This is a genomic window from Streptosporangium fragile (assembly GCF_039534445.1).
Taxonomy (GTDB): domain Bacteria; phylum Actinomycetota; class Actinomycetes; order Streptosporangiales; family Streptosporangiaceae; genus Streptosporangium; species Streptosporangium fragile.
In genome coordinates, this window is sequence record NZ_BAAAVI010000053.1 from 1 (window position 1) to 20,187 (window position 20,187).

Consider the following 20,187-nt stretch of genomic DNA (forward strand, 5'->3'; position numbering starts at 1 on the left):
ACAACGTCACGATCGGCGGCCGCTACTACGGCTCGGTCTTCGGCGCCAGCATCCCGGGTCCGATCTGGAAGGACACCATGCTGGTGGCGCTGCGGAACGTCGAGCCGACGCCGTTCACCCCGATCGACTCGGCGCGGTTCGGCGGTTGCGACCAGAGCTGCCAGCCCACGCCGTCGCCCTCGGCTGACGACGCCACCCAGGACGACGGTCCCGGCAACGGTCCCGGTGACGGTGACGATCCCGGCCGTGACAACGGTTCCGGTGACGGCGACGGTTCCGACGGTGGCGACAACGAACGCCCGAGCATTCCCCTGGACCAGGGCGGCGAGTGACGCGGCGCCGGCTGTATCGCCCGTTGAGGTAGGGGACGCGGCCGGCGGGTGATCGGCTGTTCGGGGCGGTGTGCCCGCGGTGACGACGGGGGTCTCTCCCGTGCTACCGGAGGAACCGGAAGAAGTCGCGCTTCCAGGAGTCCCTGTCGCGGTCCCGGTGCAGCCTCCGGCGGTCCAACGGCCCTCTTTCGTCGTCCAGCAGATCTCTCCGGTGCAGGCTCCGGTGGAATTCCGCGTAACACCGTTCGCGGTTCTTCTTTTTCCCCATCTTCCAGCACGGTCCGGCGGAGGACGCGTCAGCCGTCGTGACATGCCGCGTGATGCCGGGGGCCGCCCCCGCGGACCCGGGAACGGCCGTGGCAGGGGAAGCCGGTGCGGGGCCGATGACCAGGACTGTCAGGAGCGCCGGGCCGAGCAACATGACACGTCGCTTTCCCATCGTCGTCGCTCCTTCCGGCCGGGACCACCAAAGGTGATCGTTCAATGGGCGGGCCGAGGAAATGCCGGATCGAGTCTGGCCAAGATACATCCTTTTCTGGGTGTTATGAGGTATTTGTCGCGATCATTGCCTGACCATGAGCTGATTTATCGGGAACGCTTGGATTTCACTGCCGACCGGCCGCACGCCGGCGCTCGCAGCGGCACCGCTCCCTGAGGCGGTGCCGCTGCGGACTCTCCGGTGCCGCTGCGGACTCTCCGGCGTCGCCGCGGATTCTTCGGCGCCGGTCCCGGTTGCCCGCCGTGCGCGGCCGGTGAGGACGTTCCACGGCACGGCGGGGACGGTCAGCTCTCGGCGAGCTCCTCGTCGACCGCGGCCGCGGCGCCGCTGAACTGGGCGGAGTACAGCCGGTGGTAAGCACCCCGGGCGGTGAGCAGCTGCTCGTGGGTGCCCTGCTCGACGATGCGCCCCGCGTCCATGACCAGGATGAGGTCCGCGTCGCGGATGGTGGACAGCCGGTGGGCGATGACGAAACTGGTGCGGTCCGAGCGCAGCGCGGCCATCGCGTGCTGCACCAGGACCTCGGTCCGGGTGTCGACCGAGCTGGTGGCCTCGTCGAGGATGAGGAGGGACGGGTCGGCGATGAACGCGCGGGCGATGGTCAGCAGCTGCTTCTCGCCGGCGCTGAGGTTGCCCCCCTCCTCGTCGACCACGGTGTCGTAGCCGTCGGGCAGCGTGCGGATGAACCGGTCGGCGAACGCGGCCCGCGCGGCGGCGTGGATCTGCTCCTCGGTGGCCTCCGGGTTGCCGTAGGCGATGTTCTCCCGGATGGTGCCGCCGAACAGCCAGGTGTCCTGGAGCACCATGCCGACGCGCGAGCGCAGGTCCTGCCGGCGCATCGCGGTGACGTCGACGCCGTCGAGGGTGATCCGGCCGGCGTCCAGCTCGTAGAAGCGCATGATCAGGTTGACCAGGGTGGTCTTCCCCGCGCCGGTCGGGCCGACGATCGCGATCGTGTGCCCGGGCTCGGCCACCAGGGAAAGGTCCTCGATGAGGGGCTGGTCCGGGGTGTAGCGGAAGGACACGTGCTCGAACTCGACCCGGCCCCGCCGGGCGGTGGGCGGCACCGGGTCGGCCGGGTCCGGCTCCTGCTCCTCGGCGTCCAGCAGCTCGAAGACCCGCTCGGCCGAGGCCACCCCCGACTGCAGCAGGTTGGCCATCGAGGCGACCTGGGTGAGGGGCTGGGTGAACTGCCGTGAGTACTGGATGAAGGCCTGGACGTCGCCCAGGCTCATCGACCCGCCGGCGACCCGCAGGCCCCCGACGACGGCGATGGCGACGTAGTTCAGGTTCCCGATGAACATCATCAGCGGCATGATGATCCCGGAGATGAACTGGGCGCCGAAGCTCGCCGCGAACAGGTCCTCGTTCCTGGCCCGGAACACCTCCTCGACCTCGGGCCGGCGGCCGAACACCTTCACCAGCTCATGGCCGGTGAACGCCTCCTCGATGTGGGCGTTCAGGCTGCCGGTGTGGGCCCACTGCGCGACGAACAGCTTCTGCGAGCGTTTCGCGACCTGCCCGGTGACGACCATCGAGAGCGGGATCGTCACCAGGGCGATCAGCGCGAGCAGCGGCGAGATCGCGAACATCATGCCGAGCACGCCGAGCACGGTCAGCAGCGAGGTCAGCAGCTGGCTCATCGTCTGCTGCAGGGTCTGGGACACGTTGTCGATGTCGTTGGTGACCCGGCTGAGCAGCTCACCGCGTGGCTGACCGTCGAAGAACCGCAGGGGGAGCCGGTGCATCTTGTCCTCGACGTCCGCCCGCAGCCGGAACACGGTGCGCTGCACCACGTCGTTGAGCAGGTACCCCTGTAACCAGGCGAAGACCGACGCCGCGACGTAGAGCGCCAGGGCCCACGCGAGGACCGTGGCCAGCGCGGCGACGTCGATCCCCTGACCCGGTACGACGTCCATCCGCGCGAGCAGGGCGGCGAAGTCGTCCTCACCCGACGCGCGGGCGGCCTCGATCGCCTGCTCCGCGGTGGTCCCGGCGGGCAGCCGCATGCCGATCACACCGGCGAAGATCAGGTCGGTCGCGTGGCCGAGGATCTTCGGTCCCACGACGGAGAACGCCACGCTGACGACCGCGAGCCCGATCACGGTCAGCAGCCTCGGCCGGTCGGGCGCCAGCCGCCGCGTCAGCCGCCGCAGGGACGGCCCGAAGGTCATCGACTTCTCCGCGGGCATTCCGGCTCCCCCGAAGGGGCCTCGCCCGAAGCCGCCGCCTCCCGCGGGAGGGCGGGGGCGCGTGGTCGTCATCGGCCGGTCGCTCATGCCGCACTCTCCACGGCTCGCTGGGACTCGACGATCTCGGCGTACGTCGGGCAGGAATCCAGCAGTTCGTCGTGGGTTCCGCTGCCGACGACAACGCCGCCGTCGAGGACGATGATCTGGTCGGCGTCGGCGACCGTGGAGACCCGCTGGCCGACGATGACGACGGCGGCCTCGGCGGTGTACGGGCGCAGCGCGGCGCGCAGCCGGGCGTCGGTGGCCGTGTCGAGGGCCGAGAACGCGTCGTCGAACAGGTAGATCTCCGGCTTGCTGACCAGCGCGCGGGCGATGCAGAGCCGCTGCCGCTGCCCGCCGGACACGTTCGTGCCGCCCTGCGCGATCGGCGCGTCGAGACCGCCGGGCATCGCCTCGACGAAGTCGCGGGCCTGGGCGACCTCCAGCGCCTCCCACAGCTCCTCGTCGTCCGCGTCCGGGTTGCCGTACCGCAGGTTGCTCGCGACCGTGCCGCTGAACAGGTACGGCTTCTGCGGCACCAGGCCGACCCGCGTCCACAGCAGCCGGGGGTCGAGGTCGCGGACGTCGACCCCGTCGACCGAGACCGTGCCGGAGGTGGCGTCGAACAGCCGGGGCACCAGGGAGAGCAGCGTCGTCTTGCCCGCGCCGGTGCTGCCGATGACGGCGAGGGTGCGTCCCGCGGTGACGCGGAAGGAGACGCCGGACAGCACCGGCTCGGCCGCCCCCGGGTAGCGGAACCCGACGTCGCGCAGCTCCAGTTCGGCCCGGCCGCGCACCTCCCGTACGGGGTCGCCGGGCGGGGTCACCGACGACTCGGTCTCCAGCACCTCGCCGATCCGCTCGGCGCAGACCGCGGCGCGCGGGACCATCATCGCGATGAAGGCGGCCATCATCATCGAGGTCAGGATCTGCATCAGGTACATGAGGAACGCGGTGAGGGCGCCGATCTGCATCTCACCGCTGTCCACCCGGGCGGCGCCGAACCAGAGCACGGCGACGCTGGAGGCGTTGAGGATCAGCATCACCACGGGGAAGATGAGCGCGGTCAGCCGCCCGACGCGCAACGCGGTCTCCGTCAGGGCGTCGTTGGCCGCGGCGAACCGGCGCGTCTCCTCGCGCTCCCGGACGAACGCGCGGACCACACGGATGCCGGAGAGCTGCTCCCGCAACACCTGGTTGACCGCGTCGATGCGGGTCTGCATCTCGCGGAACAGGGGGATCGTGCGGATGCTGATCAGGCCGATCGAGAGCAGCAGCGCCGGGACGCACACCAGCATGAGCCAGGACAGGCCGACATCCTGCCGCAGCGCCATGACGACGCCGCCGACGCCCGTGATCGGCGCGGCGACCAGCATCGTGCAGGTCGTCACCACGAGTATCTGGACCTGCTGCACGTCGTTGGTGCTGCGAGTGATCAACGACGGCGCGCCGAACCGGGAGACCTCGCGGGTGGAGAACTCGCCCACCCGGTGGAAGACGGCGGCCCGGACGTCCCGTCCGAACCCCGCCGCCGCGAGGGCTCCGTAGCGGACCGCCGCGATCGAGCAGGCGATCTGCAGCAGGGAGACGGCCAGCATCCAGCCCCCGGCGGACAGGATGTAGCCGGTGTCGCCGGTGGCGATGCCCCGGTCGATGATGTCGGCGTTCAGGCTGGGCAGATACAGCAGGGCCATGGTGCCCACCAGCTGCAGCGCCACCACGGCGGCCAGCGCCGGGGAGTAGGGGCGCAGGTAGGCGCGGAGCAGCCGGCTCAGCATGGGCCCTCCCCGGGCGAGACGCCGGAGCGGGATTCTCGGGGGCCGGTGTCCGGGAACGGGGGAGTGGCGCGCCGGGAGGAGGCCCGCCGGGACATCGAGAGCATGCCGGTCACTCTAGATAAGCGGGGGAGCGGCTTCACATGCTTATCCGCGCCTTCGCTGTCGTCGTGCCTCGCGGTCACCTGCCTTCGTTGTCGTCGTGCCTCGCGGTCACCTGCCTTCGCTGTCGTCGTGCCTCGCGGTCATCCGCCCTCGTCACCCGCCTCACGGTCATCCGCCCCGCGGCCACCGCGCACCTGTTGTTTGTCGCGGAGGCCTCGGGGTTCCGCAAACGGCTTCGGTCTCCTACAAATGTAGGAAAAGCGCGCCCGAAGCCCCGTCGTTCACCTGATGCGCGGACAGGCGACCTCGATTTACCGTCATCTGGCAGACAACCTGACAAATCCGACAGTCGTCTGCCTGTCGACCAGGAGTCATCTGATGCCCCGTGCCCTCGCACCCCGGTCCTGGGTGCCCGCCGTCACCGAGGAACGCGTCCAGTCCGTCATGAAGGTCGTGGCCGACCAGCCCGTGGCCTCGGTGCAGAACGAGATCGAACGACTGGCGGCCGAGAACCGTCGCATCCACGACGTCGAGTCGGTCAACCTCAATCCCGCGACGAACGTCATGAACCCCCGCGCGGAGGCGCTGCTCTCGGCCGGCCTGGGGTCGCGCCCGTCGCTGGGGTACGCGGGAGAGAAGTACGAGACAGGGCTGGAGGCGATCGAGCAGATCGAGATCATCGCCGCCGAGCTGGCCGCGGAGGTCTTCGGGGCGGCCCACGCCGAGGTGCGCGTGGGCTCCGGGGCGCTCGCCAACCTCTACGCGTTCATGGCGGTCTGCGAGCCCGGTGACACGATCATCGCCCCGCCGGCGAGTATCGGCGGGCACGTCACCCACCACGCGCCGGGCGCGGCCGGGCTGTACGGGCTGAACGTCGTCCCGGCGCCGGTGGCGGCGGACGGCTACACGGTCGACGTCGGCGCGCTGCGGGCGCTGGCCGAGGAGGTGCGGCCGACCCTGATCACCATCGGCGGGAGCCTCAACCTGTTCCCCCATCCCGTCGCGCCGATCCGGGAGATCGCCGACGCGGTCGGTGCCCGCGTGCTCTTCGACGCCGCGCACCTGTGCGGCATGATCGCCGGGCGGACCTGGCCGCAGCCGCTCGACGAGGGCGCGCACCTGATGACCATGAGCACGTACAAGAGCCTGGGCGGTCCCGCGGGCGGGCTCATCGTCACCGACGACGCCGAGCTGGCCGAGTGCCTGGACGCGATCGCCTACCCGGGGCTGACCGCCAACTTCGACGCGGGCAAGACCGCGGCGCTCGCCATGACCATGCTCGACTGGAAGGCCGCCGGGCAGGCCTACGCGCGGGAGATGGTCGCGACCGCGCGACGGCTCGCCGCCGAGCTGCTCGACCTCGGGGTCCCGGTCTTCGCCGCCGACCGCGGGTGCACCCGGTCCCACCAGTTCGCGGTCCTGGCCCACCGCTACGGCGGCGGCCAGCGGGCCGCGCGGCGGCTGCGCGAGGCGAACCTGCTCTCCTGCGGCATCGGCCTGCCCGTGGAGGCGGTCGACGGCGACGTGAACGGCCTGCGCATCGGCACACCGGAGATCGTCCGGCTCGGCATGACCGAGGCGGACATGCCCGTCCTGGCCTCGTTCGTCGCCCGGGGGCTGGACGGGAGCGTCGATCCGGCCACCGTCGCGCCGGAGGTCACCGAGTGGCGCCGCGGTTTCTCCGGCGTGCACTTCACCGCCGACAATCCCTCCTGATCACGCCGGCGGCCTCTCCGGCCACGTCCACGGCGGTCGCGTACCGGGGCGCCCACCGCGGCCGTACCGCGTGACCAGGGCGGAGGGCCGCCCGGGAGGTTGTTAGCGGAGCGGGAGCCGGGGTATGGCCGCGGTGCGCCCACCGTCGCGTGCCGACGCGCGGGAGCCCGCGGGGAACCGGCGGGGTCTCGCGGACGACGTGTGGAAGGTGCGGGCGGGCCCGGCCCGGGGCTCGCGGCCGGGCGCGCCGGGTAGCCGAGGGAGCAGCCGGGAAGCCGAGAGGACAAGGGGAGCGCGATGGCCCACGAGTCGGATCTGATCCTCGACCTGGTGTGGCAGGAGTTCCACGAGGTCGTGAACATGACGTCGGAGGAGCTGCGGGCGTTCCTGCTGGCGTCGGCGGCCGCGGACGGGGCCGGCGACCGGGACCCCGAGTCGGCCATGCCGGAGCTCGGCCGCCAGGTGCTCCAGGTTCTCGGCAAGCGCAAGACCGACCTGACCGCTGACGACGTCGACGCGATGCGGCGGGCCGTGGACCGCGTCGAGGACACGCTGGCCGACGGCGCGCTCGACGCCGATGACGACGACCGGCGGCGGGCGCTGCTGGAGGTCGGGCACAACCCGCTCCGGCCGTCGCGCCCGGTGGCCGGATCCGGCTGAGCGGGGCCGCCGGCCCGATACGGCCCATTACAGACGATCACGATGCGGTCATCGCAGACAGGGGGGTTCCGATGGCGCTCATCGATCGGGAATGCGTCCGGAGGCTTCTGGAGTCACCCGACTCCGACGCCGTCCTGGTATTCGTCCGAGGTGACTGCGTGGTGCTGCCGGCGGGGCAACTCGACGAGCAGCACCGGCGGCTGGTCATCGCGGACCGCCGTGACCTGGTCCGTTTCACCGGGGACACGGTCACCGAGGAGCAGCTGGACATGCTGGCCGACCGGCTGGAGAACGTGGCGCTGGACCTGGGAGCCTGAAAGGGCTCCGGCGCGTGGCCCGACCGCCCGCCCCCGGATCCTTCCCCGCGGGCTCCCGCGATCCCCGTATGCGATCAGAAGGCGACAGCGGGTACGTTGAAGAAGTCCATCGTCGACCTCAGGGTGGTCACCGTGCCGAACCGCTCGCAGACGGGCCCCTGTGAATCTCCTTCCGCCGGAGGCGCCGTCCCCGGGAGGCCCGGCAGGGGCAGCCTGCGGATCGCCCCGCTCATGACGCCCGCGGGTCTGAAGGTGAGCGGCGAGGTCGACCGCACCACCAGGGGCATCTGGCAGGAGGCGCTGGGCGGGCTGGTCACCGGGGGCGGTGACCTGCACCTCGACCTGTCGGAGCTGACGTTCATCGATGTCCGGGGGGCATGGTTGCTGACCCAGGCCGCGCGAGACCTGCCCTCCGGCAACCGGATGTTCCTGCACCGCTCGCCGTACTGCCTGAGATCCGTCCTCACCTTGATCGGTTCGGATCCGTCCCCGATCGAAGTGGAGATCCGATGAGCGCCACGACCTCCGGCACGGAGCCGTTCGCCCATCCGGCGCTGTTCTACCAGGGGGCCCGGCAGTATCTCGACGGTGTCATACCGTTCGTCCGTGACGGCCTGGCCGCGGGCGAGCCGGTCGCGGTGGCCGTGCCCGGCCGGAACCTGAAGCTGATCCGGGCGGAGCTGGGCGAGATGGCCGCCGGGGTGCGGTTCTTCGACATGGAGGAGGCCGGTCGCAACCCGGGGCGCATCCTCCCGGCCGTCCTGTGGGCGTTCGCCGACCTCCACCCCGGCCGGCGGGTCCGCATCGTCGGCGAGCCGATCTGGCCCGAGCGGTCCGCGATCGAGTACACGGCGTGCCTGCACCACGAGGCGCTGATCAATCTCGCGTTCGCCGGCCGCGACGCCACCATCCTGTGCCCGTACGACGTCGGCGCGCTGGCCGCCGAGGTCGTCGAGCAGGCCAGGGCGACCCACCCCGTCGTCGTGGACGGCTCGGGGCCGCGCGCCAGCGCCGCCTACGCGCCCGAACGCATCATCCAGGAGTGCAACCGCCCGCTGTCCGACCCGCCGGACGCCGCCGTGCTCGCCTTCGACGGCGACCTGTACCTGGTGCGTGCCTTCGCCGCGCAGTACGCCGCCGAGGCCGGTCTCGCGGGGGAGCGGCTGGAGGACCTGCGGCTGATCGCCAGCGAGCTGGCCGCCAACAGCCTCGACTACGGCGGCGGCTCCGGGGTCCTGCGGATCTGGACGGAGGGCCGCCGCGTGGTCTTCGACGTCAGCGACGCCGGCCACATCGCCGACCCCCTGGCGGGGCGACGGCCGGTCGACCCCCGGCAACGTGGCTCCCGGGGGCTGCTCGTGACCAACCTCCTGGCCGATCTCGTCCGGATCCACACCGGTGAGGACGGCACCACCGTCCGGGCGTATTTCGACGTCCCATAGGATGACCGCGCCCGTGCCCCCGTTCCGGGACAGCGTCCGTGTCCCGGCCCGTGCCGGCGCTCTCGTCCGCGAGGGTGGCGGGGGAGGGACGCGACCGTGACGCCGGGAGATCACCGTGGCCGGCCCTCCCCCGGCCGGCCCGACCCTTTGGAGAAAGCCGCCTTGGCAGTGTCGCTTCCCGAAGAGCACCACGCTGACCGCGAAGGACCCGGACCCGGGCCGGCGGCGGGCGATACGGCGCCCGGCGCCCCGGAGATCCGCGACCCCTCGGATGAGCGGCCCGTGAGGCTCCTGCCGCCGTCGGACCCCTCCCCGGACGGCCCCGGGGCCTCCTCCCCGGGCGCCTGCGGAGGGTCGCTCCAGGGCGCCCCGGAGGCGCCTTTCCCCGCCTCCACCGCGGACGTGCGGGCGCTGCTCGACGTGATGCCGGGTGCGGCGAGCTGGTCCGTGCCGGTCCGGGACGAGACGGGGGCCGTCGTCGACTTCCTCGTCGAGGCCGCGAGCGCGGGCGCCGTCGACGTCCACGGCCTGCGGGGCGGCGAACTCGTCGGCGTGCGCGGCTTGGAACGTTACCCGTCGGTGCTGGGCACCCCGCTCTGGGAGGCGTACCTGCGGGTCATGGAGACCGGCGAGCCGGAGCAGATCGATCGGTACGAGCACGTCGAGGCCGCCGGTGACGTGCCGTACCGCTCGACGTTCACCGTGCGGGTCGCCCGCGTCGCCGGCGGCCTGCTCACCACCTGGATCCGTCACGACGGCGACCGGCAGCTCGCCGCCCGGCTGGAGCGCACCGAGCAACTGGGCAACCTGGGCTGGGGGCACTGGAACCTGCTGACCGGCGAGATCACCTGGTCGCCGCGGCTGTACACCATCCACGGGCGTGATCCGGCAGAGGGGCCGCTCACGCTGGAGGAGTACTTCACCATCGTCGAGCCCGAAGATCTGCCGGTCATGGAGCGGGCGATGGCCGCGCTGGCCGGCGGTGACGAGACCCAGGAGTTCGAGGTCAGGGTCCGGGTCGGTGCGGGCGTCCGGAACATCCGTATCTTCGCGGAGCCCGTCCGCGACGTGGCCGGCAGGCTTCTGGAGATCCACGGGATCATGCAGGACGTCACCGACTGGCGCCGGGCGGCCGACGAGCTCGCCAGCGTCAGCCGCAGGCTGGCGGAGGAGAGCCAGCTCTCGATGCGCCTGCAGAACATCATCATGCCGGCCGAGGACGAGCCCCGGACCCTGCCGGGGCTGCGGGTGACCGGCCGGTACGCACCCGCCGAGCGGGAGGCGTTCCTGGGCGGCGACTGGTACCAGGTGATCGAGCTGGACGACGGCGACGTGCTGCTCGCCGTGGGGGACGTGGCCGGGCACGGGCTGGCCGCCGCCTCCGCCATGGCGAAGCTGCGCCACGCCATCACCGGCCTGGCCTTCGCCCGCCACGATCCGGCCCAGATCCTCACCGTGCTGAACCGCCTGCTCTGCAAGCTCCGGCCCGACGTGCTGGCGACCGCGCTCGTGGCCCGCTACAGCCCCGCCGACCGCACGCTCCGCTGGACCCACGCGGGCCACCCCCCGATGCTGCTGGCCCGGGGCGCCCACGTGGAACGCCTGCTCCATCCGGGCGTCCTGCTCGGCGTCTTCCCCGACGCCGCCTACACCTGCGCCGCCGTGCGGCTCCGGCCCGACGACGTGCTGGTCATGTTCACCGACGGCCTGATCGAGAAGCGCGGCCGGGACCTGTACGAGGGCCTCGACCTGATGAGCGAGACCCTGGCCCGGGTGCTGCGCGCGGCGGCCCCCGAGGACCGGCTGCGGACGGTGATGGACGCCATGGTGCCCGGCAGCGCCACCGACGACACCTGCGTCCTCGTCACGCAGGTGACCGCACCCGCCCGGGGGAGCGGGGCGGCCGACGGCGATCAGTAGCCGCCGAACCAGCCCGGGACGTCGAGACGGAAGGCGTCGGCCGGGGTCACGGCGCGCAGATCGGCCTCCAGGGCGCGCAGGCGATCCTCGCCGAGGGTCTTCGCCCAGCCCGCCCGCAGGTCGTCGAAGATGCGCGCCGACCGGACCAGGCTGTCGACGCCCCGCCCGGTGAGACGCACGATCTTGCGCCGCGCGTCGCGGGGGTCGGAGCCGCGTTCGACGTAGCCCAGCCGCTCCAGGGCCTCGACGGTCTTCCCCGCCGCCTGTTTGGAGACCCCCAGCCGCCTGCCGAGCTCCACGGCGGTCGTCCCCTCGGGGCCGATCGCCTGCAGCACGAAGCCGTGCATCGGGCGCAGGTCGGGGTGGCCCTGGCGGGCGAGCTCCGCGTGGAGCTCATCGATGATGACCCGGAAGCCGAGGAAGAGCCGGAGCGGCAGTTCGAAACCGGGAGGGTCGGCCGCCATGATCCCCTTCCTGACCCGCCGTTCCGACAACTTTGTTGACGAGTTTAGGGGTTCCGGGGGCACCCGTCACCCGCGGTGAGCCCGGGCCCCGGAACGGCCGGGGCCCGGGTCCCGGCCGGTTTCAGGGCCCGGGACTCCGCGGTTCAGGCCCGTCCCGATGCCTTCTGGCTCCGCCGGGAGACCGAGTCGATGACCACCGCGGCCAGCAGCACCGCGCCCGTGACCATGAACTGCACCGAGTTGCTCACGCCCTCCAGCGCCATCCCGGACGCGATGGACTGGATGACCAGCATGCCCAGGAGCGCCGAGAAGGCGGTGCCCCGGCCGCCGAACAGGCTCGTGCCGCCGATGACGGCCGCGGCGATCGCCATCAGCAGCACGTTGCTCTGGCCGGTCGCCTGGCTGGCCGACGCGATGCGGGAGGCGGCGAAGACGCCGCCCACCGCGGCCATCGCACCGGAGATCATGAACACCGTGATCCGGATCATGGCGACGTTGACGCCCGCCCGGCGGGCCGCCTCGATGTTGCCGCCGACGGCGAAGATGCTGCGCCCGTAGCGGGTGCGGCGCTGCACGAAGTCGGCGATGACGACCACCGCGAGGAAGATCAGCAGCGCCAGCGGGAGGCCCTTGTACTTGTTGAGGATGAACGCCGCCCCGAAGGCGACGATCCCCAGCACCGCCGTGCGGAACAGGATGTCACCCATCGTCCGCGTCGGGATGCCCGCGGCGCGGCGGCGGCTGTTGCCCACGTACGAGACGGCGAAGAAGCCGATCGTCGCGAGGGCGGCGAGGCCGTAGGCGGCGATGACCTGGCTGAAGTAGGTGCTGGTGAGGCGGGCGACCATGCCGGTGTCCGGCAGGTTGATCGTGCCGTTCGGGCCCAGGATCAGCAGCTGGAGACCGGTCCAGGCCAGCAGGCCGGCCAGTGTGACCACGAACGACGGCACGCCGATCAGGGCGAAGAACGAGCCGTGGAGCAGGCCCAGCACGGCGCCGGCGACCACGGCCACCACGATGGCCGTCACCGGGTTCCAGCCGTTGTTGACGTACAGCACGGCCAGCAGCGCGGCGCAGGCCCCGCTGACCGCACCGGCGGACAGGTCGATCTCGCCGAGCAGCAGGACGAAGACGATGCCGACCGAGATGAGGCCGGTCGCCACGATGTCGATGCTGAGGTTGGACAGGTTCTGCGGCGACAGGAACTGGCTGTTCAGGCTCTGGAAGATGATCCAGATGACGATCAGGCCGACGACCACGGGAAGCGAGCCGAGCTCGCCGCCCTTGACCCGGCGCTTGAACTCCTGGAGGTAACCGGCGAACCCCTGCTCCCGGACGAGGAGCCGGGGGTCGATCTGCGCCTGCGCGGCCGGTCCCGCCGGGGCGGCCGGCTCCAGCGGGCTCACCGTGCCCGTCGCCCCGCCCGGACCCGCCGGTCCCCGGGTCGCGCGGTGTGCTCCCTGGGAGCGGCGCGGCGGGATGTTCTCACTCATCGACGGCCTCCGGTACCTGCTCGGCGCGGGCGCGCCGCCGTGTCACCGCGTTGTCGGTCGCCCCGGTGATCGCGGCGATGATCTCTTCCTGAGAGGTCTTCTTGGCGTCGAAGACCCCGTTGTTGCGGCCCAGGCGCAACACGGCGACGCGGTCGGCGACCGCCTTCACGTCGACCATGTTGTGGGTGATCAGGATCACCGCGTGCCCCTGGGCGCGGAGCCGCTCCACCAGGTCGAGGACCTGCGCGGTCTGCTCGACACCCAGCGCGGCGGTCGGCTCGTCGAGGATCACGACCTGCGGCTCGCCCAGCAGCGACCGGGAGATCGCCACGGTCTGGCGCTGGCCTCCGGAGAGCGACGCCACCGGGATGCGGACGCTGGGGATCTTGATCGACAGCGTGTGGAGCAGGTCGCGGGAGCGTTTCTCCATCCCGACCTCGTCCAGGATCCCGAAGTGCCGCATCTCGCGGCCGAGGAACAGGTTGCCGACCACGTCCAGGTTGTCGCAGAGCGCCAGGTCCTGGTAGACGGTCGCGATGCCGAGCGCCTGCGCGGCGCCGGGGCTGTGGATCGTGACCGGTCTGCCCGCCCAGCGGATCTCGCCGGAGTCGGCGGGCCCCACGCCCGCGATCACTTTGATGAGCGTCGACTTACCGGCACCGTTGTCGCCCACCAGGGCGACCACCTCGCACTCGCGGACCTCCAGGTCGACGTCCGTCAGAGCCTGCACGGCTCCGAAACGCTTGGAGATGCCCTCCATTTCGAGTATCGCTCCGGCCACGGTAATCCCCTCCCCGACCGTGTTCCCGCTGTTCCCGCTCTTCCCATCAGGAGAGACCGGCGCTCTGGCAGGCCGCCTGGACGTCCGGGGTGCAGATCTCCTCGACCTTCCAGAAGCCGTCCTTGACCACGGTGTCCTTGATGTTGTCCTTGGTGACGACGATCGGCTGGATGATCTGCGCGGGGATCGAGGACGACGTCCCGTTGTCGACCGTGCCGGTGCCGTTGACCTGCTTGCCCATGCCGATGTCGACGGCCATCCTGGCGACGTTCTCCGCCTCCGGCTTGATCGGCTTATAGATGGTCATCGTCTGGGTGCCCAGCAGGATGCGCTGGATGGCCGCCAGTTCGGCGTCCTGACCGGTCAGCGGCGTGCCCTTCTTGACTCCCGCGTTCTGCATGGCGCGGGCGATGCCGCCGGCCATGCCGTCGTTGGCCGAGTAGACCCCGATGACCTTGTCCGCGCCGAGCGCGGTGAAGGCGCCGGTCGCCTCGGTGTTGGCCTGGTCCGGGCTCCAGTCCGGGGTGTCGTACTCCTTGCCGATGGTCACCTGGCCGTCGAGGACCGAGTGGGCGCCTTTCTTGAAGTCGCCCGCGTTCGGGTCGGTCGGCGAGCCGTTGATCATCACGATCGGCCCCCGCTTGGGGTCGCCCCCCGCCTTGATCGCGTTCAGCAGCGCCTCGCCCTGCATCTTGCCGACCTGGAAGTTGTCGAAGGAGGTGTAGGCGTCGATCGGGCCGCCGGCCAGGCGGTCATAGGCGATCACCTTCGCGCCCTGCTGCTTGGCCTTGGAGACCGACGAGGCGATCGCCTTGGCGTCCACCGCGTCCAGGATGAGCACCTTGACGTTGTTGGTGAGCATCGAGTCGACCTGCTGCTGCTGCTGGTTGGGATCCTGGTTGGCGTTGTTGTAGACGACCTCGCACTTGGGGCAGAGCTTGGTGATGTTCTGCTCGATGTAGGGACGGTCGAACTTCTCGTAGCGGGCCGTCTTCGCCTCCGGCAGCAGCAGGCCGATCTTGAACCCCTCGGCGACGTTCCCGGTCGCGCCGCCCGTCGCGGCGGGGGACGCGGGACCGCCCGCCTGTTCGGCGGTCCCGCAGGCCGCCAGTCCGAGTGTCATGCTGAGCACGACGCCGCTCGCCATCCAGCGAACCACCGGTGTATTCACCACGAACCCCCCGAGATCCCCACCGAACCCGGTACATGACCCCAAAAATCGGTCATCCAGTCCTATTAGCGTCAGCAGTACCCAAAGCTGGATAACGCGATGCCCGACCGGCGATGATCTTGGTAAGGACTTGGCGCAGCGCCCGATTCGCTGGGGTGTGCTTGAACATTCGAGGGAATCCGATGGCCGACCGCCCGGAGACGACCCCGGGAGGGGCCGGCGGGCGGGCCCGAGGGGCTTCACCGCCGCGGCGCCCGCGGCCCCGGCGTCCTACCGGTCACGGCCGGACGCGGAGATCAGCGGCGGTTGAGGTAGACGCTCAGGCCGCCGAGTTCCTTGTTCGCGATGAACACCGCCGCGACGAAGAGGGCCTCCTCGGCGTGCGCGGTGCAGCCCCACGCCGAGTCGCCCCAGCCATCGGCGATCTTGAGTTCGGCCGGTTGGGTGCACTGCTGCCCGGCGGTGCCGAGCTGGCAGAGCGCGGGACGGTCGGCGGCCCGTTCCACGGCGGCGACCTCGCGCAGCCGGACGGCGAGCGCGGCGCTCGCCTCGGCGCGCTCGTCGGCCTCCTCGCGCAGCCGCCGCTCGGCGCGTACGGCGTGCAGGTTCGCCAGCCGCAGGTCCAGGTGGTGGGCGACCAGTGCGGCGAGCCGGGTCAGCACCGCCGTCTGGGTGTCGGTGACCTCCCGGGGCCGGCGGTCGATCACGCTGACGGTGCCCAGCCGGTGCCCTCCGGCGGTGACGATCGGGGCGGCGGCGTAGAACCGCAGCCCCAGCTCGCCGCGGACCAGCGGGTGGTCCAGCGTGCGCGGGTCGGTCGAGGCGTCGGTCACGACGTACGGGCCGTCCGCCAGCACCGCCGAGGCGCACAGTCCGGGCTCGGCGCCGACCTGGGTCACCCCGTCCAGCCCTTCGGCCGCGGCGAACCACACTCGGTCGGCGTCGACGATGCCGACCGTGGCGATGGGGGTGTCGAACACGACCATGGCCAGCCGGACGATCTCGTCGAAGGTCCCGTCCACGGGGGTGTCGAGGATCTCGTACCGGCGGACGGCCGCCAGCCGCGCGTCGTCCTCCCCGCGGGACTCGTCCGCGCCGCCGCGCCCGATCCCGTCCCGGGCCCCGGCCACGTCCGGCGTTTCCACCACGTCCGGTGTTTCGGAAACGGCGCCCTTCCCGGTTGCCGTTTCCGGTGTGGCCGTCGCTCCGGGCACGCTCGCGGCCGGAGCCGGTGCGCCGTCCACGGCGGCACGCGGGACGTCGGCCGAGGCCGACGCGAGTGGAGAGGCAGACACGTGGACCGCTTCCAGGCGAGACGAGAGGAACCGCAGGATGTGCCTGATTCTCTCCGAAACGGTGGTAGATCGTCGAGTCGCGTCCGCCGGATCGGCGTCCCGTCTTCCGCGGCGGTTCTCGATCTCCGTGGAAGCGCGGACGCGGCCGGGCCGCCGTTCCCGGCGTCGTCCCGGGCCGGGACCGTCCCGCACCTCCCCTTGGGGATCTTTACGGCGTTTCGAGAGGTATGTCCCGGGCATCGCACCCTCTGCGGCACGGAACGGGGGTATGCATGGCGCGTATGTCAGAGGCGTCCGCTCGCGGACGGCGCGGTGCCCGCGGCGGCGTGACCGGTGGCCGGGCGACGGCCGACGGCCGGGTCGCAACCGGTGAGCATTTCGCGGCGAACGAGCTTCCCCCCATGAACGAGCGCCTTCCGGTCGAGCGACCGGCGACGGCGGAGAACACGGGCGGGCTCCCGGTGGACGCCGGAGGCGCGGCCGGACGGCCCGCGGGAGCCCGAGACGGGGCCGGATGGCCCGCGGGAGCCCGAGACGGGGCCGGGCGGCCGTTGCCGGAGGCCAGGGGGCCGATCACCGCCTGGCTCTTCGACCGGCTGGCGCGCCCGCCGCACCGGTTCGACCCGCTCCAGCTCCGGTCCCCGCTCCCGGCGCGCTCCCCGGACGGAGCCCCCGGCCCGCTCGGCGACGAGGACCTCCAGCTCGCGCTGTTCGCCTGCTACGAGCTGCACTACCAGGGCTTCGACGGGGTCGACGACCGGTGGGAGTGGAACCCGTCCCTGCTGGAGGCGCGCGAGACCCTGGAGGCGCGGTTCGAGGACGGGCTCGCACGGGCCGTGCCGCGCCCGCCCGCCGTGCCGGCCGCGCGGATGCGCCGCGCCCTGGCCGAGCTGGTGGCCGCGGACGACGGCCCCAGCCTCTCGGCCTACCTGTGGCGGGAGGCGGATCTGGAGCAGTTCCGGGAGTTCGTCGTGCACCGGTCGATCTACCACCTCAAGGAGGCCGACCCGCACACCTGGGCGATCCCCCGGCTACGCGGCCCCGCCAAAGCGGCCCTGGTGGAGATCCAGGCGGACGAGTACGGCGGCGGGCGTGCCGAGCGGATGCACGCGGAGCTGTTCCGGGCCACCATGCGCGGACTGGGCCTGGACGATTCCTACGGCGCGTACCTCGACCGGGTGCCCGCGGTCACCCTGGCGATCTCGAACGCCATGTCGCTGTTCGGGCTCCACCGGCGCCGTCGCGGGGCGCTGCTGGGGCACCTCGCGGCGTTCGAGATGACCTCCTCGCTCCCCAACCGCAGATACGGTCAGGGCCTGCGCCGGCTGGGCGGGGACGAGGCGGCGTGCCGCTTCTACGACGAGCACGTGCAGGCCGACGCCGTTCACGAGCAGATCGCGGCCCACGACATGTGCGGCGGATTCGCGGCGGCCCATCCGGCGCTGGCCGGTGACGTGCTGTACGGCGCGGCCTGCGCGCTGGCCCTCGACCGGCTTTTCGCCGAGCACGTCCTGGCGTGCTGGCGGCGGGGTGCCACGTCGCTGCGGGAGACCGCGGCGGCGCCGGGCCCCGACCGGCGCGGAAGCATGACCGATACCGAGCGGTGGTGAGACGACCATGATGGACCTTGACTACGTGCTGCCGCTGCGCTGGGACGACGACGCGGCCCTGGACGACCTGACCGCCTACCTCCACCGGCTCTCCCGGAGGGTCCGCGTCGTCGTGGTCGACGGCTCACCGCCGGAGATCTTCGACCGGCACGCGAGGCTGTGGGGCGGATTCGTCCACCACGTACGCCCGGACCCGGGCCTGCGCTTCGCCAACGGCAAGGTGTCGGGGGTGCTCACCGGGATGCGCCTGGCCCGGGCCGAGCGGGTGGTCATCGCCGACGACGACGTCCGCTACGGCGAGACGGAACTGGCCAGGATCGGCGCGCTGCTGGAGGGGGCCGACCTGGTCCGGCCGCAGAACTACTTCGACCCGCTGCCCTGGCACGCCCGCTGGGACTCCGCCCGTACCCTCCTCAACCGCGGCTTCGGCGCCGACTACCCCGGCACGTTCGGGGTGCGGCGCTCGACCTTCCGGGAGATGGGCGGCTACGACGGCGACGTGCTGTTCGAGAACCTGGAGCTCATCCGCACGGTGCGCGCTCACGGCGGGCGCGAGTCCAGCCCCCTCGACCTGTACGTCCGCCGCCTCCCGCCGGACCCCGGCAGGTTCTGGTCCCAGCGCGTGCGCCAGGCCTACGACGACCTGGCCCAGCCCGCCCGGATGGCCGCCTTCCTCGGGATCCTGCCCGCCCTGGCCGTCGCGGTCCTGGGCCGGCGCCCCGGGGCCGTCGCGGCCGGCGCCGGGCTCGCGATCGGCCTGGCCGAGATCGGCCGCCGCCGGGCCGGGGGACGCCGGGTGTTCCCCTGGACGACCTCGCTGTTCGCGCCGGTGTGGGTCCTGGAGCGGGCGACCTGCAGCTGGCTCGCCCTGGCCGCCCGGCTCACCCGGGGCGGGGTCCCGTACGCCGGCCGCCGGCTGCGGACCGCGGCGCACTCGGTGCGCGACCTCAGGGCACGCCGTCCGGCCGCCGGGACGTCACAGCAGGGTGGGCGGGTGTCCGCCCGGGACGTGCGGGTGCCCGCTCAGGGCGCCCGGGACGAGAGAGTGCGCCGTCAGGCGGAGCGTTCGAGCCCGCCCGGCGCCCGGAAGCCCGTGACCTTGTGAGACCCGTCGCAGAACGGCCTGGTCGCGGACCGGCCGCAGCGGCACAGTGCCACGGTCGCCCTGCCCGGGTCGATGGCCTGCCCGTCCTGGGTGAGGAGCGCGAAGGAGCCCCGCAGCAGGAGCGGCCCGTCCTCGCAGGTCGTCACAGTAACCGGAATATCCTCTTTATCGGCCATTTGTGACAAATGCCCGTATAGGTGGAGGGGAAACGCGCCCCCGGACGGCCGAGCCGGCCGTGCTCCTTCGCCGCGGGTCCGCGTCAGCCGTGTTTGTTGTCCATGACCTGCCGGATCACGTCACGGGCCCGGTCCATGATCGCTACCGGTGTCCCGACCAGCAGGTTCTTCGTCGCCGACTCCGTCCCCGGGTGCGGGTGGGTGGGCGCCAGCGCCTCGGCCGCCTTCACCCCGGCCGCCATGGCGCGTCGCTCCGCCGCGCTCGTGTGGGCGCGGAGCTGGGTGAACTCGTAGCGCTCCTCCGACCTCGCGTGCGAGAGCACGGCCGCCCGCAGCAGTGCCAGGTTCGTCATGAACTGCGGATCCCCGGGGCCGGCCTTGTCCATCTGCATGAGCAGTTGTTTGGCCTCGTTCTCCTCGGCGAGCCGGTCGTCCACCACCGAGTCCCCGCCGTCCAGCTTGCGGCGGGCGTAGGGGTGCACGATCTCCTCCTCGGCCGTCTCGTGCACGGCCAGCATCCGCACCAGCCGCCGGAACGCCTCCGCCCGATCCGCGGCGGGCGCCTCCTCCACCTCGTCGAACAGGTCCCTGATCAATGCGTGCTGCCGGAGCAGCAGATCGACGACGTCGGTGTCGTCCATCAGCTCCGGCACGGTCTGGCGATCGCTCATGGGTCCTCCTCGGTCTCTTCCCGTCTCTGCGGTGCTACCCGCGCCTGCCGTTCGAAACCCGGGAGAGAATCGCACGAGAACCGTTCCGCGCTGCGCGGAAAATCACCGGTCCCCAGCTCGCCGGCCATTTTCCCGGGTCGCCCCTGATATGGCGTGCGCCGATTGTCGGGCGCGCCGAAAGTCTCTTCCGGCGACCGGCCCTCCACCCGGAGAAGAGCGACTGACCTGGGCGGATGCCGCCTGACCTGGCCTTCGGCGCCCGCGGGCCGCCGACCCGGAGGCGTGAAAATTTACCGGGCCGGACGAGTCCCAGCTCAGCACGGCAAAAAGCGGCCAAAGGGTAGATCTTTCCGATGGCTTTCTGATGATTCCGTGCGTGGAGTCGAGTACGGGGGGTAGCGGCGCCCCAACCGAAGATGCACGA

General features: G+C 71.8%; 17 protein-coding genes and 1 pseudogene. 9 read left to right on the top strand and 9 right to left on the bottom strand.

What is annotated here, in order from left to right; genetic code table 11:
* A pseudogene (locus ABD841_RS28855) lies at window positions 1–332 on the top strand (transglycosylase domain-containing protein); the annotation flags it as partial.
* Between the two features lie 783 nt (window positions 333–1,115).
* Here ABD841_RS28855 and ABD841_RS28860 read toward each other — a convergent pair.
* Both ABD841_RS28860 and ABD841_RS28865 read right to left on the bottom strand, forming a co-directional pair.
* Complete coding sequence (locus tag ABD841_RS28860; protein WP_344978376.1) at window positions 1,116–3,023, bottom strand: ABC transporter ATP-binding protein; 1,908 nt, start codon at window positions 3,021–3,023, stop codon at window positions 1,116–1,118.
* Window positions 3,024–3,106: 83 nt separating this feature from the next.
* Window positions 3,107–4,840, bottom strand: coding sequence for an ABC transporter ATP-binding protein (locus ABD841_RS28865; protein ID WP_344978377.1), 1,734 nt, complete (start codon window positions 4,838–4,840; stop codon window positions 3,107–3,109).
* A gap of 480 nt (window positions 4,841–5,320) precedes the next feature.
* Between ABD841_RS28865 and ABD841_RS28870 the strand changes: the two genes are divergently transcribed.
* From ABD841_RS28870 to ABD841_RS28895, 6 genes are all read left to right on the top strand, one after another.
* Complete coding sequence (locus ABD841_RS28870; RefSeq protein WP_344978378.1) at window positions 5,321–6,658, top strand: serine hydroxymethyltransferase; 1,338 nt, start codon at window positions 5,321–5,323, stop codon at window positions 6,656–6,658.
* A gap of 297 nt (window positions 6,659–6,955) precedes the next feature.
* Window positions 6,956–7,318 carry a DUF3140 domain-containing protein gene (locus ABD841_RS28875; protein WP_344978379.1) on the top strand — a complete coding sequence of 121 codons (363 nt, stop codon included), beginning with the start codon at window positions 6,956–6,958 and terminating at the stop codon, window positions 7,316–7,318.
* Window positions 7,319–7,389: 71 nt separating this feature from the next.
* Window positions 7,390–7,635, top strand: a complete 246-nt coding sequence (locus ABD841_RS28880; RefSeq protein ID WP_344978380.1) for a hypothetical protein — start codon at window positions 7,390–7,392, stop codon at window positions 7,633–7,635.
* Between the two features lie 96 nt (window positions 7,636–7,731).
* Window positions 7,732–8,148, top strand: a complete 417-nt coding sequence (locus ABD841_RS28885) for an STAS domain-containing protein (protein WP_344978381.1) — start codon at window positions 7,732–7,734, stop codon at window positions 8,146–8,148.
* The gene (locus tag ABD841_RS28890) at window positions 8,145–9,077 is read left to right on the top strand and encodes an anti-sigma factor RsbA family regulatory protein (RefSeq protein ID WP_344978382.1); all 933 of its coding nucleotides are present in this window, start codon (window positions 8,145–8,147) and stop codon (window positions 9,075–9,077) included. The genes ABD841_RS28885 and ABD841_RS28890 overlap by 4 nt, the downstream gene beginning before the upstream one ends.
* A gap of 282 nt (window positions 9,078–9,359) precedes the next feature.
* Window positions 9,360–10,997, top strand: coding sequence for a PP2C family protein-serine/threonine phosphatase (locus ABD841_RS28895; protein WP_344978383.1), 1,638 nt, complete (start codon window positions 9,360–9,362; stop codon window positions 10,995–10,997).
* On the opposite strand, the gene ABD841_RS28900 is transcribed toward ABD841_RS28895, so the two are convergent.
* The 5 genes from ABD841_RS28900 to ABD841_RS28920 all read right to left on the bottom strand — a co-directional run bounded on the left by ABD841_RS28900 (window position 10,991) and on the right by ABD841_RS28920 (window position 16,054).
* Complete coding sequence (locus ABD841_RS28900) at window positions 10,991–11,461, bottom strand: MarR family winged helix-turn-helix transcriptional regulator (protein ID WP_344978385.1); 471 nt, start codon at window positions 11,459–11,461, stop codon at window positions 10,991–10,993. The two genes, ABD841_RS28895 and ABD841_RS28900, sit on opposite strands and share 7 nt — an antisense overlap.
* Before the next feature lie 143 nt (window positions 11,462–11,604).
* On the bottom strand, window positions 11,605–12,954 hold the full coding sequence (locus ABD841_RS28905) for a sugar ABC transporter permease (RefSeq protein ID WP_344978387.1): 1,350 nt from the start codon (window positions 12,952–12,954) through the stop codon (window positions 11,605–11,607).
* Entirely contained in the window at window positions 12,947–13,714 is a 768-nt protein-coding gene (locus ABD841_RS28910; RefSeq protein WP_425582062.1) for an ATP-binding cassette domain-containing protein, read from the bottom strand. The genes ABD841_RS28905 and ABD841_RS28910 overlap by 8 nt, the downstream gene beginning before the upstream one ends.
* Before the next feature lie 67 nt (window positions 13,715–13,781).
* Window positions 13,782–14,858 (bottom strand): sugar ABC transporter substrate-binding protein, encoded by a 1,077-nt coding sequence (locus tag ABD841_RS28915; protein ID WP_344978391.1) that lies wholly within the window; start codon window positions 14,856–14,858, stop codon window positions 13,782–13,784.
* A gap of 344 nt (window positions 14,859–15,202) precedes the next feature.
* Window positions 15,203–16,054, bottom strand: coding sequence for a GAF domain-containing protein (locus ABD841_RS28920; RefSeq protein ID WP_344978393.1), 852 nt, complete (start codon window positions 16,052–16,054; stop codon window positions 15,203–15,205).
* 548 nt (window positions 16,055–16,602) lie between these two features.
* Here ABD841_RS28920 and ABD841_RS28925 point away from each other — a divergent pair.
* The gene (locus ABD841_RS28925; protein WP_344978395.1) at window positions 16,603–17,811 is read left to right on the top strand and encodes an iron-containing redox enzyme family protein; all 1,209 of its coding nucleotides are present in this window, start codon (window positions 16,603–16,605) and stop codon (window positions 17,809–17,811) included.
* 7 nt (window positions 17,812–17,818) lie between these two features.
* On the top strand, window positions 17,819–18,916 hold the full coding sequence (locus ABD841_RS28930; protein WP_344978397.1) for a glycosyltransferase family 2 protein: 1,098 nt from the start codon (window positions 17,819–17,821) through the stop codon (window positions 18,914–18,916).
* Here ABD841_RS28930 and ABD841_RS28935 read toward each other — a convergent pair.
* Both ABD841_RS28935 and ABD841_RS28940 read right to left on the bottom strand, forming a co-directional pair.
* Window positions 18,865–19,062 (bottom strand): CDGSH iron-sulfur domain-containing protein, encoded by a 198-nt coding sequence (locus tag ABD841_RS28935; RefSeq protein ID WP_344978399.1) that lies wholly within the window; start codon window positions 19,060–19,062, stop codon window positions 18,865–18,867. The genes ABD841_RS28930 and ABD841_RS28935 overlap by 52 nt on opposite strands.
* A gap of 113 nt (window positions 19,063–19,175) precedes the next feature.
* The gene (locus ABD841_RS28940; RefSeq protein WP_344978401.1) at window positions 19,176–19,763 is read right to left on the bottom strand and encodes a hemerythrin domain-containing protein; all 588 of its coding nucleotides are present in this window, start codon (window positions 19,761–19,763) and stop codon (window positions 19,176–19,178) included.
* Window positions 19,764–20,187 lie beyond the last annotated feature (424 nt).